Source organism: Pseudomonas sp. GM79, from assembly GCF_000282495.1.
Taxonomy (GTDB): Bacteria; Pseudomonadota; Gammaproteobacteria; order Pseudomonadales; family Pseudomonadaceae; genus Aquipseudomonas.
Window position 1 is genome coordinate 37709 of sequence record NZ_AKJE01000042.1, and the last position, 14836, is coordinate 52544.

Consider the following 14836-nt stretch of genomic DNA (forward strand, 5'->3'; position numbering starts at 1 on the left):
TCGGTCGCCCTTTTTTGTGTCTGCGATTTGGTGAATCCCAAGGAGGGCTGACACCACCGCTTTTCTTTCGTGAAACCAATGATCTACACAAGTTGTCTGTAACTTCATACAGGTCAATCATCTATTCGAGGCTAGGCTTAGTCTGAAGTGAACGACCGCTGGGCATTGCGCCCGGCATAAGGAAGCGAATGAACAAGCTCATTGTCGTGATAGCAGTACTGACATTAGCGGGCTGTACCACAAGCGCCAAGACTCATGCGGTACGCGGAGTCAGTGGCATAGAGATCGATTGTTCCGGGTTGGGCTCTGGATGGGAAAAGTGCCACAAGCGAGCTGCAAAGGAATGCAAGGGCGCAGGTTATAAAGTCGTCGTCAGGTCCGATGATGCCAAGGAAGAGGATGTATTCCCTTTCGGCTTCAATCCCGCGGGTTATCTGACGCGCACCATGCTGGTTATCTGTAGATGAATGCCGGGTTGGAGCAATGTTCCGATGTTCTGCAATCGGGCGCCTCATTACGAGGAAAGATATGTCAAAACTCAGGCTGTTCAAATTTCTCCGGGCATGCTAAAACCTTTGAAGCGCTTTTCCTAGCTGCTTGAAAAAGAAGGGAAAAATATGACGAAGTCGGAGTTGATCGAACGAATTGTCACCCATCAAGGGCTGCTCTCATCCAAGGATGTGGAGCTGGCCATCAAGACCATGCTTGAGCAAATGTCCCAATGTCTGGCCACCGGTGATCGAATCGAGATCCGTGGGTTTGGCAGCTTCTCCTTGCACTATCGCGCGCCGCGCGTAGGCCGCAATCCGAAAACAGGTCAGTCCGTCAGCCTCGACGGCAAGTTCGTTCCGCATTTCAAGCCAGGCAAAGAACTGCGCGATCGCGTGAACGAGGAAGAGGAGGAGGGGCTTTGACAGCTGCTGCACTTCAAGGAACCGCTGATGCGTAACCTCAAGCGCGTACTTCTCGCTATATTTGTCCTGTTGCTCGTTCTCGCGATCCTGGCGTTCGTACTTGAGAACCAGCAAAGCGTGTCACTGCTGTTCCTGGGCTGGGCGGGCCCGCAGTTGCCAGTCTCGCTGGTCATGGTGATTGCGCTGCTGATTGGCATGGTGATCGGGCCGATTCTCGGCTGGTTTCTGGGGCGTACGTCCAGGGCTTCACGCAAGCGCCTTGTCTGATCGCGACAAACCCGTTACACGCGTCGAATTTGCGTCATGGCTTGTCCATATCCATTAGTAAAACCTTCATTAAGCTGTAAAATGCTGCGCTTGGTCGATAGGGCGTTCCCGAATCGGTTCAGACTGACTCTGTCAGAAGCCACGGCTGACTTGATGGCTTTTGCATTCATGGATTAGACAGTGCGCGGTTGGCGGCCCTGTCAGCAACTTAAGGGTATGGTTTCGCGTGAAAATTCTAGTTACCGGCGGCGCCGGGTTCATCGGCTCGGCAGTCATTCGTCATATCATCTCCAACACTGCCGACTCTGTCGTTAACGTCGATAAACTGACTTATGCCGGTAACCTTGAGTCGCTGGCCGAAGTCAGCCAGAACTCGCGTTACGTGTTTGAACGCGTCGACATCTGCGACCGTAATGAAGTGGACCGTGTCCTGCGTGAGCACCAACCAGATGCCATCATGCACCTGGCCGCAGAGTCCCACGTTGACCGCTCGATCTCCGGTCCGTCTGAATTCATCCAGACCAACATCATCGGCACCTACACCTTGCTGGAAGCTGCACGCCACTATTGGGCGGCACTGGATGATGCACGTAAAGCCAACTTCCGCTTCCACCATATTTCCACCGACGAAGTCTACGGAGACCTCGAAGGTCCGGAAGACCTCTTCACCGAAACCACACCGTATCAGCCAAGCTCGCCATATTCGGCCAGCAAGGCCAGCTCCGATCACCTGGTTCGCGCCTGGGCTCGTACTTACGGCCTGCCGACGCTGGTGACCAACTGCTCGAACAACTACGGCCCTTGCCATTTCCCAGAGAAATTGATCCCGCTGATCATTCTCAACGCACTGGAAGGCAAGCCTCTGCCGGTCTACGGCAAAGGCAACCAGGTCCGTGACTGGCTCTACGTCGAAGACCACGCCCGCGCACTGTACAAAGTCGTGACCGAAGGCGTGATCGGCGAGACCTACAACATTGGCGGCCATAACGAAAAGCAAAACATCGAAGTGGTGCATACCCTGTGCGCACTGCTCGACGAACTGCGTCCAGATTCCGCGCATCGTCCCCATGCCAGCCTGATCACCTACGTTCAGGATCGCCCGGGGCACGACCAGCGCTATGCCATCGACGCCAGCAAAATCCAGCGCGAGCTGGGCTGGACGCCGGAAGAAACCTTTGAAACCGGTATCCGCAAGACCGTCGAGTGGTACCTCAGCAACACTGAATGGGTGGCTCACGTGAAGAGCGGCAGCTACCAGCAATGGATCGACCAGAACTACACGGATCGTTCGGACAAAGCATGAAAATCCTCCTGTTGGGAAAAAATGGCCAGGTAGGCTGGGAGCTTCAACGCTCCCTTGCGCCGCTTGGCGAGTTGATCGCCCTCGATCGTCACCCGGTCGATGGCTTGAGCGGCGACCTTTCTGATCTCGATGCACTGCGCGCAACGATTCGTCAGGTCAAGCCGGATGTCATCGTCAACGCTGCGGCCTACACCGCCGTCGATAAAGCCGAATCAGAGACCGAACTGGCCGATCGTGTGAACGGCCAAGCCAGCCAGGTCATGGCTGAAGAGGCTGCATCCCTGGATGCCTGGCTGATTCACTACTCGACCGACTACGTGTTCAGCGGCGAAGGCCTGACGCCATGGCAAGAGACAGATGCCGTCGCCCCGGTAAATCACTACGGCGCCAGCAAGCTGGCCGGCGAGCAAGCGATCATTGCCTCGGGCTGCAAGCACCTGATCTTCCGCACCAGCTGGGTCTATGGCGCTCGCGGCAATAACTTCGCCAAGACCATGCTGCGTCTGGCAAAGGATCGCGACACCCTGAGCGTCATCGCTGACCAGATCGGTGCCCCAACCGGCGCAGATTTGATTGCGGACGTAACGGCACAGGCCATTCAGCAGGTCCAGCTACGCCCTGAACTGGCGGGCCTGTATCATCTGGCGGCCAGCGGTGAAGTGTCCTGGCACGGCTATGCCAGCCATGTGATCGGGTTTGCCAAGGCCAACGGTGAAGAGCTTGCCGTCACGGCGATCAATCCGATCGACACAACCGCCTACCCAACACCGGCGCGCCGCCCTCTGAACTCACGGTTGAACACTCAGAAGCTGCGCGACAATTTTTCTCTGCACTTGCCGGATTGGCAAAGTGGCGTCACCCGAATGCTGATGGAAGTCCTGAATAAATGACCACGACAAATCGTAAAGGCATCATTCTCGCTGGCGGCTCGGGCACGCGTCTGCACCCGTTGACCCTCGGCGTGTCCAAGCAGATGCTGCCGATCTACGACAAGCCGATGATCTTCTATCCGTTGTCGGTGCTGATGCTCGCGGGTATGCGCGAAATCCTGATTATCTCCACCCCAGAAGACCTGCCATCGTTCCAGAAATTGCTGGGTGACGGCAGCCTGTACGGCATCAAGCTGACCTACGCCGAGCAACCTAGCCCGGACGGCTTGGCACAAGCCTTCATCATCGGCGAAGAGTTCATCGGCAAAGACCCTTGCTGCCTGATCCTGGGCGACAACATCTTCTACGGTCAGCACTTCTCCGAGAACCTGCGTTCCGCCAGCACTCAAGAGCATGGCGCGACTGTATTTGGTTACCACGTATCCGATCCGGAGCGTTTCGGTGTAGTCGAGTTCGACGCTGCCGGCCGTGCCTTGAGCATCGAAGAGAAGCCGCTGAAGCCTAAATCTGCCTACGCGGTGACTGGCTTGTACTTCTATGATAACCAGGTCGTCGACATCGCCAAGAGCATCAAGCCTTCTGCCCGTGGCGAGCTGGAAATCACCGACATTAACCGTGCCTACCTCGAGCAGAAGACCCTCAACGTCGAAATGCTCGGCCGTGGCTTCGCCTGGCTGGACACCGGCACCCATGATTCGCTGCTGGAAGCCAGTCACTTCGTGCACACCATCGAGCAGCGCCAAGGCCTGAAAGTGGCGTGCCTGGAAGAGATCGCCTACCACAATGGCTGGATCAGTGCCGAGCAGTTGGGTACTCAGGCTGATGCTCTGAAGAAGACTGGCTATGGCCAGTACCTGCAGAAGCTACTGGATTCGCCTTCCCACTGATTCGAAGGCTCAGCCCTTTCGAACAGTAGCGTTTAACCGGTCCAGACAGGAATGGCATGCCAGTAAAACATCCCAAGGTTGCGGTTTTGCTGGCTGCCTACAATGGCATGCAGTGGATCGAGGAGCAGTTGGCCTCGATCCTCGACCAGTCAGCTGTCGACGTAACCATTTACATCAGTATCGATCCTTCCACTGATGGTACCGAGGCCTGGTGTGCGGCTTATTCGGCTGAGCATCACCAAGTGATCGTTCTGCCGGATGCCGGTAGCTTCGGGGGCGCCTCGCGTAACTTCTTTCGTTTGATTCGTGATGTCGACTTCGGCTCTTTCGATTTCATTTCCCTTGCCGATCAAGATGATGTTTGGCACAAGGACAAACTGCAGCGTGCAGTCGACGCCATTCGAGCTCGCCAGGTCGATGCCTATTCCAGCAACGTCACGGCCTTCTGGCCAGACGGCAGAACCCACTTGCTGGACAAGGCCCAGCCCCAGGTTGAATGGGACTACCTGTTTGAAGCGGCAGGCCCGGGCTGTACCTATGTGCTGAGCAAAAAACTGGCAGAGTCGTTGAAAGTGGCGATGCTTGAAAATTGGCAGCGTCTGCAGGCAGTCACTTTGCATGACTGGTATTGCTACGCTTTTGCCCGCAGTCATGGCTATCGCTGGTACATCGATCCATTGCCATCCATGGACTATCGCCAACATGAGCGTAATCAGGTGGGTGCTAACAAGGGGTTGAGCCCATTGATTGCCCGTTACAAAACGATCCACGACGGTTGGTGGTTTAACCAGGTGCGGATGATTGCTCGTCTGGTTGGGCGTGACACAGACCCGTTCGTCAAAACGTGGTTGCATCTGCGCCACCGGCAATTAATAAAACTGTCCTTCAGCGCCTGGCAATGCCGACGCCGGGCGCGGGATAAAGTGTTCTTCTTTTTTATCTGTTGGGCTACGGCGTTGATAGGGTACAAAGCTAAATGAATGCCCCAAAGATACTGGTGACAGGGGCAAGCGGATTTGTCGGCGAGGCAGTGGTTTTCAGGCTGCTGCTGGACAAGAAGTTCACCCCCATTGCAGCGGCGCGCGGCGCAACACGGCTGAACGGGTTATGCACAGTCGTTCCTTTTGAGCTGACTGATTCAAAAGCATTACCTAACCTCAATGATGTGCAAGTCGTCATCCATGCCGCTGCCCGCGTACATGTGATGAATGAAACTGCCGTGGATGCCTTGACCGAATTTCGCAAAGTCAATGTGGAGGGGACCCTTCGACTGGCAAGGCGCGCAGCTGAGTCGGGGGTAAAGCGCTTCATTTTCATCAGTTCGATCAAGGTCAATGGTGAAAGCACTGTATTGGGTAAGCCATTCAAGGCTAGTGATTTTCCGGCTCCGGCCGATCCTTATGGTGTATCAAAGTACGAAGCCGAAGAGGCATTGAAGCAGCTCAGCCTCGACACCGGGATGGAGGTTGTCATTATTCGCCCGCCACTGGTCTACGGGCCGGGAGTGAAGGCTAATTTTCTGAGCATGTTGAGCTGGCTCAACAAAGGGGTTCCACTGCCGCTGGGGGCGATTCGCAACCGGCGTAGCTTGGTTGCGATTGGAAATCTGATTGATTTGATCGTCACCTGCATTGAGCATCCGGCGGCAGCCAATCAGATCTTTCTGGTCAGCGATGGTGAGGACTTGTCTACCACTCAGTTGCTACGGCGCCTGGCGTCTGCCTTGGGAAAAAGGGCCTGGTTGTTACCGTTGCCCGAATGGCTGCTGAAGCTGGCGGCATTGGCGTTGGGCAAGCAGACCATCGTGCAACGTATTTGCGGATCGTTGCAGGTCGATATCAGTAAAAATCGCGAGATACTGGGCTGGACGCCAACCATCAACATCGAAAAAGCCATGCGTCAGACCGCTGGCCATTATCTGGAAAAGCAAACGAAATGACTTTTTGGTGGGCGCTACTCGCAGTATTTGTCGCTTCCTGGTTTTTGACTCTGTTGCTGCGCCGTTATGCGTTGGCCAAGAGCTTGATTGACATACCCAATGCACGCAGTTCGCATTCCGTCCCTACACCACGTGGAGGAGGGGTGGCAATTGTTGTAAGTTTCGTGGGTGCGCTCCTGATCCTTACAGGTTTGGACATGATGAGTTCTGCCGAATTGTACGCATTACTCGGTTCCGGATTATTGGTAGCGATTATTGGATTTGCCGACGACCATGGTCATATCGCCGCTCGATGGCGTCTGTTAGGGCACTTCATCGCAGCCGCGTGGGCGCTCTCCTGGTTGAACGGACTTGCACCTCTCGTATTTTTTGGTAGCACGATTAATCTTGGATGGTTTGGTAATATTCTGGCGGCCATTTACTTGGTCTGGATGCTTAACCTTTACAACTTCATGGATGGTATCGACGGGTTAGCGAGCGCTGAAGCAATCTGTGCGTGTGTCGGTGCTGCCATGATCTATTGGCTTGCCGGCCACGCTGCAATTGTCTGGGTACCCTTAATGCTTGCGGGAGCGGTTGCAGGGTTTTTTTACTGGAACTTCCCGCCTGCAAAAATATTCATGGGAGATGCGGGTAGTGGTTTTCTAGGATTGATCCTTGCGGTGTTATCACTGAGTGCCGCTTGGGTAGCCCCGCAAATGTTCTGGGTCTGGGTAATTATGTTGGGTGCATTTATTGTCGACGCGACTTGGACCTTACTCCGACGTTTGATCCGTGGGGATGCGGTTTCCCAAGCTCATCGCAGTCATGCCTACCAATACGCCTCACGTCTTTTCAAAAGTCATAAGAAAGTGACCGTCGCAATTGTTGCCATTAATCTTATATGGTTATGGCCGATAGGCTTGCTGGTCGGCTTGCAGCGCTTGGAGCCTTTGCTTGGGGTGCTTCTCGCCTATTTGCCGTTAATCGGTGCGGCCTGCCTATTCAAAGCCGGTAGCCTGGAATTGGCAGCAGACGATTAACGTTCAACGCCTCCCGATTCTGATCCTCCCGTGATTGATCCAAACCACCAAGGAATGAAGAATGAAGAACCGAGTCCCTTGGCTGGACGTATGTCGCGCGCTGGCTATCTGCTTGGTATTGCTGTCCCATGGAAGAGTTTTTCTGATTCCGATTGCACCGTGGACACAAACCTTCAAGTTTGGTGGCTTCTTGGGCGTGGAACTGTTTTTTGTGTTATCGGGCTTTCTCATCGGCTCTATCATGATCAGCAAGGTTGAGGCCTCCAACAGCAGTTTTGGGTGGGTCCCTAACTTTTGGACAAGACGCTGGTTCAGAACAGTGCCTAACTACGTATTGTTCGTCGCCATCAATTTTTTGCTGCTGTTCAGTATTCGGCCAAATGTAATACCTGATTTGCTGATGTACCTGACCTTCACGCAGAATCTTGCTTGGCAGCACCCTGGCTTTTTTCCAGAAGCCTGGAGTCTGGCGGTTGAAGAGATCTTTTATCTGATCACGCCTCTGGTTGTCGGGGTGTTTTTACTGATCCAGAAGAAGCCTCGACTGGCGATGTTGAGCGGTGCGCTTACTATTCTGGTTTTTTCGATAGGCGCTCGCGGATACGTGGTCTTCACTACGAACCCGACGTTTGATGACGGTGTTAGGAAGATTTCACTGTTGCGATTGGATGCACTGATGGTGGGCGTGCTGGTGGCTTGGATTTACGCGTACTTGTGGCACTGGAGGCGTGTTTTCCAAAGAGTGGCGCTATTCTTTATCCCTTTGTTTGTGCTTTCTATTTATGTGGTGGCACAACCAGATTCATTTTTGAATCAAAGTGTTTTTTTCAGGATTTTTATTTTCAATATTGCATCACTGGGGTGTGCTGCATTAATCGTATCGGGGATGAATGCCAAGATCCCACAGACGCTGGATGGTATGGTATCGAGACTTGCCAGATGGTCATTTTCGGCCTATTTGACGAATTTGCCTGTACTGCTGGCGATCCGATATTTCTTACCCGCGCCGTCATCGACGATCATGTGCGTGTTATCTTGGGCGCTGTACGTTTCTTTGACGTTCCTGAGCGCGTTTTTGATTTATGAATTGTACGAAAGAAAATTCCTGGCGTTGCGCGAGCGTCTCTCATGAGTCCTTTGGCTCGACGAGGTTAAGGCATAGCGGCCAAGGCGGTTTGAGTATTGATTTCAGTCGTTTGGACGGGCACCGGCGGAAGGGGCGTGGTCCAGTTGGCTGCTGTGGCCAAGAGCGAAGATGGTACTCTTGGTTCCACAAAGGGTTTTGTATGGTCGTTGCAGGTGCGTATCATCACCTCGTAAAAGCAAGGCTGAGTGCCGCATGTGACGGTGCAAAGGTAGTGCACAAGGGCTGAGGCTATAGTGCAAAATTGATGACTGACTAATTTTCTGTTTGAATTTGAGATTTAGAAATGGAATTTTTCCCTTGTTTTTTGTCAGTAGTGTTCGTGGTTCGCAATCAATCTGAGAATATTGAAAGCATCATGACGCAAGCGGCTGCTGTCATTTCCGGTCTTGTCAGTGATTATGAGTTGATTGTTGTCGACAATGCTTCAGATGATAATAGTATTGCCGTTATGAAACGGATTACTGGCGAAAATGGATTGGCTAACTTGCAGGTCTATGCGCTGACCAAGGAAGTTGATAACGACACAGCATCCTGGGTTGGTTTGGAAAGTGCGCTGGGTGACTTCGTAGTTGTCATTGACCCTTTGATGGATGACATTGCATTTTTACCGCAAATGCTTGATCAGGCGGTGGGTGGGTCGGATGTGGTTTTTGCCAATAATGAGCAAAAGCCGAAACAGAGTCTGGCCTACAGAGGTGCTTTCTCGATTTTTCATGGCCTCTACAGTTGGTTCAATGGTATTCATCTTGCCAAAGAGGCGCCGCAGTACAGGATTTTGAGCAAGCGGGTCATCAATTTTATTCTTCAGCACCCGCAACCAGCGATGACCTATCGACACCTTCCTGCAACCGGGGGGTTTGCTCGCTCGTATTTAAATTACAGTTCTACACCGAAAACCGCTCAAACCAAGCGGCTGGGTGAAAGTGTTGACCGTGGTATGAGACTGTTAGTTTCTACAACACGAGCGCCCATGCGCATGGTCACTTCTTTATCGTTGTTCGGTGCTATCGCAAATCTTATTTATTGTGTCTACGTTGTCGCGGTCGGTATTTTCAAGTCCGATGTAGCGCCCGGATGGATCAGTTTTTCACTTCAGCAATCGGGAATGTTCTTCCTTATTTCGCTCGTGTTGCTAGTGCTGGGTGAATACATTCTAAATATGGCAAGCCTGTCGAATGAAGGGCCTCCTTATCATGTAGGTCAAGAGTTTACGAGCGCCGTTATGACGCGCCATGAAAAATTGAATATCGAAGAGGCCGGGTCGATACCAGCCAATTCGTTGGTTTCATCCAAGCATCGGGCTTCCTGATGTTGCTAGCGGATAAGAACTTCGACGCTGTTGTTATTGGCGGTGGTTTCTATGGCGCGGCAATTGCTGCATATCTCGCGCGGGCCCGAGGATTGAAACGTGTTGTAATTTTGGAGCGAGAACCCAAGTTAATGATGCGGGCCTCTTATAATAATCAGGCCCGGGTACATAACGGTTATCACTATCCACGCAGTTTTACGACGGCTTATCGAAGCCGTATTAATCTCCCTCGATTCGTTTCAGACTGGCCCGAGGCTATTAATAAAGATTTTATCAAGCTGTACGCAATCTCCCGAAAAAATTCCAAGGTCACCGCAAAACAGTTTGAGCGATTCTGCAAAGATATTGGCGCCGGAATTGAGCCAGCTCCCGCATCCTTGAGTGCGTTGTTTGAGCCGCGACTGATTGAGGAAGTCTATAGAGTAGAAGAGTATGCATTCGATTCCCTGAAATTAGCCAGTTGGGCTGTAAAGGAGTTGAAAGAAAGTGGTGTTCAGGTTCGATATGGACGCCGTGCGACCGCCATACATAAAAATGAGGGCGCCTTGCTTCGGGTCGCGACTGATGTTGGCGATGGCGAGCAGGAGGAGTTATTTTGTCGGTATGTTTTTAACTGTACTTACAGCGGTCTGAATCAAATTGGAGGGGATTTTCCTGTCATTAAGGCGAGCCTGAAACAGGAAATTACCGAGATGGCATTGATGAAAATGCCAACCGATCTGGAAGGATTAGGGATCACCGTTATGGATGGTCCGTTTTTTTCCATGATGCCGTTCCCCGCCCGCGGTCTCCACTCGCTATCGCACGTACGCTATACGCCACACTTGAACTGGAACGATTGCCGTGGGCTTGATCCTTATGGGCGTCTGAGTGATTACAGGCGCCAAAGCCGTGTAGATCGAATGGTTAGAGACGTGGGGCGTTATATTCCATCTGTTCTGTCCTCTGTTTATCAGGATTCTCTGTTCGAGGTCAAAACCGTCCTGACCAAGAATGAAGGAGATGACGGCAGGCCTATATTTTTTGAACGGTATGCTGGGCTACCTAATTGCTACTCGGTATTGGGCGGAAAAATCGACAACATTTATGACATTTTGCAACTGATTGAGGGGATTGAAATTGACAGCAATAATTAATGGCAAGAATAAGGCCTTCCTTTTTCTCTGCGTGCTTGTCGTCATTTTTTTCTGGGTTTTCAATCCTTCCAGTGTGCGAAGTGTTTACGGAGACGGTGATGGCAAGTATGAGGATAGGGGGGACTCGTTTTCGGAGTATATCGTCAGAAATACGATTAGAAAGAATGTGCTAACGCCAGGGTTGGGTTTTTTTCCTATCGTTGCAGATAGCTATAGTTTTGGTGATTACACAAGTTACGAAAATGGTTATAAAAAATACTACTCTAATCTCGCCTTGCAAACGGTGCCTGCCAGTGTGTTGGCAAGCTTTATCGGTGTTCAGGATTACGACAAGTTTCAATACTATTTTATTTTTCTAAAATTGGTAAATGGATTGTTTTTTGCCGTTGTTTTATTGGGTTTTTTGTATCTCTGGTGCAAGAAAAATAACCTTAAAATATTCTGGCCTGTGCCTTTGCTGGTTGCGTCGGGTAGCGGGTTTGTTTTCTTTTCCCAGAATCTTTACTTTGTACCTGGTTTGATGATCTTGCCGGCTATTATTGTGGCCTATGGGGCTTATGTAAAAGGAAAGATAAATCCTGTTTTTGTATTCGTTGCTGGTTTGCTGTATTTTTTTAGAGGATACGAGTTTGCTACAGTATTCGCTCTGGTCTCTGCATTTTCTGCGTTCGTATTTAGCCATGGTGGTTTGTTTAAGAAGCTGAAAAGTATGGCGATGGTTTTTGGTTTGATCGTGCTCGCGTTTGTAAGTGTTTTAATGATACACGTAGGACTTTGCATGATTGAAACTGGACTTTCTGTGACTGGTGCAAGCAGTAACGTTTTTTCTGCGTTGTCTAAGCGCACGGCAAGTACCACAGGTGTAGCGAAACCACTGACACTCGCTTTCTATAATGTGATGACCTATCGGTGGTCACTGTCTGGCTTCTCAATACTGAATACTTGGACGGTGTTGAGCGAGATAAATATCATTATATTGATGATTGGATCTATGCTGATTCGCTTTAAGCATATGGATTGGAATGAATTGGCTATCTATCTTTTTGGTTTTATAGGCTACGCGTCTTGGTATGTTTTTGCCTACCAGCACATGATGTGGCATGATATGTACGACTGGTATGTCTTTGCGCTAACACTAGGTTTTTCTTTTATTATGCTATTTACACTTTATTTTAATAAGGTTGTCGTATATTTGAGCTCTCGAGTAGGTGTCAAGGTATGAGTAATGCATTGATTGGTTATTCCGGCTTTGTGGGGGGGACTCTCCTCAAACAAGCTGAGTTTTCTTCAGTTTATCGCTCGACTGATATATCCAATATTGACGGCATGTCGTTTGATACTGTTGTTTGTGCCGGGGCGCCGGCACAAAAATGGATCGCCAATCTTGAGCCCGAACAAGATCTTCAAAAAATTGAAGGTTTGATTGCGCATCTTAAAAGCATGCACTGTCGAACGTTTATCTTGATTAGTACAATCGATGTCTTTAAAGACAGCGACGGTGTCGACGAAGATACGATGGTGGATGAGACAGAGCTCCATGCCTATGGCTTGCATCGTCGGTTGTTAGAGAAGTTTGTTGAGTCTCATTTCGAGAATTATCTTATCGTTCGATTGCCTGGTCTCGTAGGGCCAGGATTGCGCAAGAATGTGATTTTTGACTTCCTGAACAATAATAATCTGACCGCTATTGATAGTCGTGGCGTGTTTCAGTTCTACCCGATGGTCAATCTCTGGTCGGACATCCTCATCGCCCTTTCAGCGGGTTTGAAACTGGTTCATTTTACGGCTGAGGCGGTAAGTGTTGCAGAGGTGTCGCTGCAAGGTTTTGGCAAGGAATTTGACAATCATCTGGCCAAGGCTCCGGCGATCTACAATATGCAAACCAGACATGCAGGGCTGTTCGGTGTCAGTGGGCGCTATCAATACAGTGCTCGTGAAACCATTCAGGCGGTACGTGCGTACGCTCAATCCGAGCCCTTGGCGAATACGAATGCAGCGGGAGGTAAGCCATGAGGATTGCCATCTCCAATATTGCGTGGGACATCAGCGAAGATGAAGCCATTGGGCAGTTGCTGCAGACTTTGGATATCGACGCGATAGATGTGGCGCCAGGTAAATATTTCCCTAATCCTCTCAATACCAGTGATGACGATATTTTGCGAGTTCGCCACAAGTGGGCCGAGCGCGGAGTTGAGATCACAGGCATGCAGGCTTTATTGTTCGGTACCACTGGACTGAATGTCTTTGGGTCGCCGCAATCCCGAGAAGCGATGCTGGATCACTTGAGAGCTGTATGCCATATCGGGGCGGGTTTAGGTGCTACGCGGCTGGTCTTTGGTTCACCGAAAAATCGAGATCGGTCTGGACTTGATGATCAACAGGTTCTTGAGGTGGCGGTACCATTCTTTCGCGATCTGGGCGCTATCGCACAACTGGCCGGGGTTCAGATTTGCCTTGAGCCAAATCCGACGCACTATGGTGCGAACTTCATGACGACATGCGACGAAACGGCTGAAGTAGTCCGTGAGGTAGCGCACCCTGCCATTAAGATGCAGTTTGATACGGGGGCGCTCGCTCTAAACGGCGAAAGTCCGGATGAAGTGCTTCGAAGTCACTCCTCGCTTATCGGGCATATCCATATCAGTGAGCCAGACCTGGTGCCGCTGGGCGACGGAACGGCCAAGCATCAAGAAATGAATGAGGCTATCCGCAAATACTTGGCGCTTGATGTGGTGAGTATTGAAACGCTTGCAACCGTAGACGAACCACATTTGCTTTCGATCAAGCGATCGCTAGACGTCGCTATTAAGCACTACCGTGCCGATGCGGCGGAGGTGGGGGCATGAAATGGCTGATTCTGATCTTGGGTATTCTCAGTAATGCCTCTGCCAGTGTTCTGGTGAAGATGGCGATGATGCCGCCGAGGAAGTTTCCGTCATTTAGCGATCCCTTGGGCTCACTGAGCAATTGGCCGTTCTGGTTGGGGTTGTTGCTATATGGGGGGGCCTTTCTACTTTATGCCGCTGCGTTGGCGCGTCTCCCGCTGAATGTTGCTCACCCTGTGCTGACGGCTGGGGCCATTGCAACCGTAGCATTGTTTTCCGCTTTGTTTTTTCGTGAATCTTTTCACTGGACAACAGGCGCTGGAATTTTTTTGGTAATCACCGGTGTAGCGTTGATTACTGCTCGTGTAGCCTGATGGTAAATATATGACATCGTCTGAACCTATCGAAAATCGTCACAACTGGCAAGTTCCTGCATTCGAAGTGCCGTTGTGGTTGGGGCGCGAACATCAGAATTGCGTCATTATCCCTGTTATTAATGAAGGTGAAAGAATCAAGAACCTGCTCGCTCGAATGGCGGCATGTGACATTCATTTGGCAGCCGATATTTTGATTGTTGATGGCGGCAGCACTGATGGATCACTGGCGTTGCAATCGTTGCAAGAGGCCAGGGTACGAGGCCTCATCCTTAAAACGGGGGCGGGGAAGTTGAGTGCCCAATTGCGTTGTGCCTACGCATTTGCGCTTGAGCAAGGCTATACAGGTATCATTACCATTGATGGTAATGATAAAGATGATCCTGCTGCCATTCATCGCTTTATTGAAGCATTGGCTGCCGGTGTCGACTTTGTACAGGCTTCTCGTTATTTGGAAGGCGGCGTAGCGGTCAATACACCACTCTCCAGAGACTTTGCTATCAGATTCATCCACGCGCCTATGCTAAGTCTTTTTTCCGGCTTCAAATGGACAGACACCACTCAGGGTTTCCGTGCTTATAGTCGAAAAATGCTTCTCGACCCAAAGGTGGCAATATTTCGCGATGTATTTAATACATACGAACTATTGGCCTACCTTTCTTACCGTGCACCAAAGTTAGGTTATCGTTGTGTGGAGTTAGCAACAGAGCGTCGTTATCCGAAGGGTGAGGTCCCAACGAAGATCAGCGCTTTCAAAGGCAATTTGTCGGTGTTGAGTGTTTTGTTTAGCGCGTGCTTGGGTAAATATAACCCAGGTCGCTAA

General features: G+C 50.9%; 17 protein-coding genes. All 17 read left to right on the forward strand.

Annotation, left to right across the window (positions count from 1 at the left end; all coding sequences use genetic code 11):
- Window positions 1-188: 188 nt before the first annotated feature.
- The 17 genes from PMI36_RS16295 (at window position 189) to PMI36_RS16215 (ending at window position 14836) form a co-directional block, all read left to right on the forward strand.
- Complete coding sequence (locus PMI36_RS16295; RefSeq protein ID WP_008071618.1) at window positions 189-467, forward strand: hypothetical protein; 279 nt, start codon at window positions 189-191, stop codon at window positions 465-467.
- A gap of 150 nt (window positions 468-617) precedes the next feature.
- Window positions 618-914: an integration host factor subunit beta gene (gene ihfB / locus PMI36_RS16290; protein ID WP_007899751.1), complete on the forward strand. Its 297-nt coding sequence runs from the start codon at window positions 618-620 to the stop codon at window positions 912-914.
- Window positions 915-941: 27 nt separating this feature from the next.
- The gene (locus tag PMI36_RS16285; protein WP_008071619.1) at window positions 942-1181 is read left to right on the forward strand and encodes a LapA family protein; all 240 of its coding nucleotides are present in this window, start codon (window positions 942-944) and stop codon (window positions 1179-1181) included.
- 226 nt (window positions 1182-1407) lie between these two features.
- Window positions 1408-2484, forward strand: a complete 1077-nt coding sequence (rfbB, locus tag PMI36_RS16280) for a dTDP-glucose 4,6-dehydratase (protein WP_008071621.1) — start codon at window positions 1408-1410, stop codon at window positions 2482-2484.
- Window positions 2481-3374, forward strand: coding sequence for a dTDP-4-dehydrorhamnose reductase (gene rfbD / locus PMI36_RS16275; protein ID WP_008071624.1), 894 nt, complete (start codon window positions 2481-2483; stop codon window positions 3372-3374). The genes rfbB and rfbD overlap by 4 nt, the downstream gene beginning before the upstream one ends.
- Window positions 3371-4261 (forward strand): glucose-1-phosphate thymidylyltransferase RfbA, encoded by an 891-nt coding sequence (gene rfbA, locus PMI36_RS16270; RefSeq protein ID WP_008071626.1) that lies wholly within the window; start codon window positions 3371-3373, stop codon window positions 4259-4261. Before rfbD ends, rfbA begins: the two co-directional genes overlap by 4 nt.
- A gap of 56 nt (window positions 4262-4317) precedes the next feature.
- A complete protein-coding gene (locus PMI36_RS16265; RefSeq protein ID WP_008071628.1) occupies window positions 4318-5241 on the forward strand; it encodes a glycosyltransferase in 924 nt (307 codons plus the stop codon).
- Window positions 5238-6200, forward strand: a complete 963-nt coding sequence (locus PMI36_RS16260) for a UDP-glucose 4-epimerase family protein (protein ID WP_008071630.1) — start codon at window positions 5238-5240, stop codon at window positions 6198-6200. The genes PMI36_RS16265 and PMI36_RS16260 overlap by 4 nt, the downstream gene beginning before the upstream one ends.
- A complete protein-coding gene (locus PMI36_RS16255) occupies window positions 6197-7222 on the forward strand; it encodes an MraY family glycosyltransferase (protein WP_008071632.1) in 1026 nt (341 codons plus the stop codon). The genes PMI36_RS16260 and PMI36_RS16255 overlap by 4 nt, the downstream gene beginning before the upstream one ends.
- Window positions 7223-7283: 61 nt before the next feature.
- Complete coding sequence (locus PMI36_RS16250) at window positions 7284-8354, forward strand: acyltransferase family protein (protein ID WP_008071634.1); 1071 nt, start codon at window positions 7284-7286, stop codon at window positions 8352-8354.
- A 298-nt stretch (window positions 8355-8652) separates the two neighbouring features.
- On the forward strand, window positions 8653-9678 hold the full coding sequence (locus PMI36_RS16245) for a glycosyltransferase (RefSeq protein WP_008071637.1): 1026 nt from the start codon (window positions 8653-8655) through the stop codon (window positions 9676-9678).
- Window positions 9678-10814, forward strand: coding sequence for an FAD-dependent oxidoreductase (locus tag PMI36_RS16240; RefSeq protein ID WP_008071641.1), 1137 nt, complete (start codon window positions 9678-9680; stop codon window positions 10812-10814). Before PMI36_RS16245 ends, PMI36_RS16240 begins: the two co-directional genes overlap by 1 nt.
- Complete coding sequence (locus PMI36_RS16235) at window positions 10798-12036, forward strand: hypothetical protein (RefSeq protein WP_008071642.1); 1239 nt, start codon at window positions 10798-10800, stop codon at window positions 12034-12036. The genes PMI36_RS16240 and PMI36_RS16235 overlap by 17 nt, the downstream gene beginning before the upstream one ends.
- On the forward strand, window positions 12033-12827 hold the full coding sequence (locus PMI36_RS16230) for a hypothetical protein (protein WP_008071643.1): 795 nt from the start codon (window positions 12033-12035) through the stop codon (window positions 12825-12827). The genes PMI36_RS16235 and PMI36_RS16230 overlap by 4 nt, the downstream gene beginning before the upstream one ends.
- The gene (locus PMI36_RS16225) at window positions 12824-13660 is read left to right on the forward strand and encodes a sugar phosphate isomerase/epimerase family protein (RefSeq protein ID WP_008071644.1); all 837 of its coding nucleotides are present in this window, start codon (window positions 12824-12826) and stop codon (window positions 13658-13660) included. The genes PMI36_RS16230 and PMI36_RS16225 overlap by 4 nt, the downstream gene beginning before the upstream one ends.
- Window positions 13657-14013, forward strand: a complete 357-nt coding sequence (locus PMI36_RS16220; RefSeq protein WP_008071646.1) for an SMR family transporter — start codon at window positions 13657-13659, stop codon at window positions 14011-14013. The genes PMI36_RS16225 and PMI36_RS16220 overlap by 4 nt, the downstream gene beginning before the upstream one ends.
- Window positions 14014-14023: 10 nt before the next feature.
- On the forward strand, window positions 14024-14836 hold the full coding sequence (locus tag PMI36_RS16215; protein ID WP_008071648.1) for a glycosyltransferase family 2 protein: 813 nt from the start codon (window positions 14024-14026) through the stop codon (window positions 14834-14836).

Coding starts and splice junctions, on each gene's coding strand:
- PMI36_RS16295 (WP_008071618.1), top strand. CDS start 189: ATGAACAAGCTCATTGTCGTGATAGCAGTACTGACATTAGCGGGCTGT.
- ihfB (WP_007899751.1), top strand. CDS start 618: ATGACGAAGTCGGAGTTGATCGAACGAATTGTCACCCATCAAGGGCTG.
- PMI36_RS16285 (WP_008071619.1), top strand. CDS start 942: ATGCGTAACCTCAAGCGCGTACTTCTCGCTATATTTGTCCTGTTGCTC.
- rfbD (WP_008071624.1), top strand. CDS start 2,481: ATGAAAATCCTCCTGTTGGGAAAAAATGGCCAGGTAGGCTGGGAGCTT.
- rfbA (WP_008071626.1), top strand. CDS start 3,371: ATGACCACGACAAATCGTAAAGGCATCATTCTCGCTGGCGGCTCGGGC.
- PMI36_RS16265 (WP_008071628.1), top strand. CDS start 4,318: ATGCCAGTAAAACATCCCAAGGTTGCGGTTTTGCTGGCTGCCTACAAT.
- PMI36_RS16260 (WP_008071630.1), top strand. CDS start 5,238: ATGAATGCCCCAAAGATACTGGTGACAGGGGCAAGCGGATTTGTCGGC.
- PMI36_RS16255 (WP_008071632.1), top strand. CDS start 6,197: ATGACTTTTTGGTGGGCGCTACTCGCAGTATTTGTCGCTTCCTGGTTT.
- PMI36_RS16250 (WP_008071634.1), top strand. CDS start 7,284: ATGAAGAACCGAGTCCCTTGGCTGGACGTATGTCGCGCGCTGGCTATC.
- PMI36_RS16245 (WP_008071637.1), top strand. CDS start 8,653: ATGGAATTTTTCCCTTGTTTTTTGTCAGTAGTGTTCGTGGTTCGCAAT.
- PMI36_RS16240 (WP_008071641.1), top strand. CDS start 9,678: ATGTTGCTAGCGGATAAGAACTTCGACGCTGTTGTTATTGGCGGTGGT.
- PMI36_RS16230 (WP_008071643.1), top strand. CDS start 12,033: ATGAGTAATGCATTGATTGGTTATTCCGGCTTTGTGGGGGGGACTCTC.
- PMI36_RS16225 (WP_008071644.1), top strand. CDS start 12,824: ATGAGGATTGCCATCTCCAATATTGCGTGGGACATCAGCGAAGATGAA.
- PMI36_RS16220 (WP_008071646.1), top strand. CDS start 13,657: ATGAAATGGCTGATTCTGATCTTGGGTATTCTCAGTAATGCCTCTGCC.
- PMI36_RS16215 (WP_008071648.1), top strand. CDS start 14,024: ATGACATCGTCTGAACCTATCGAAAATCGTCACAACTGGCAAGTTCCT.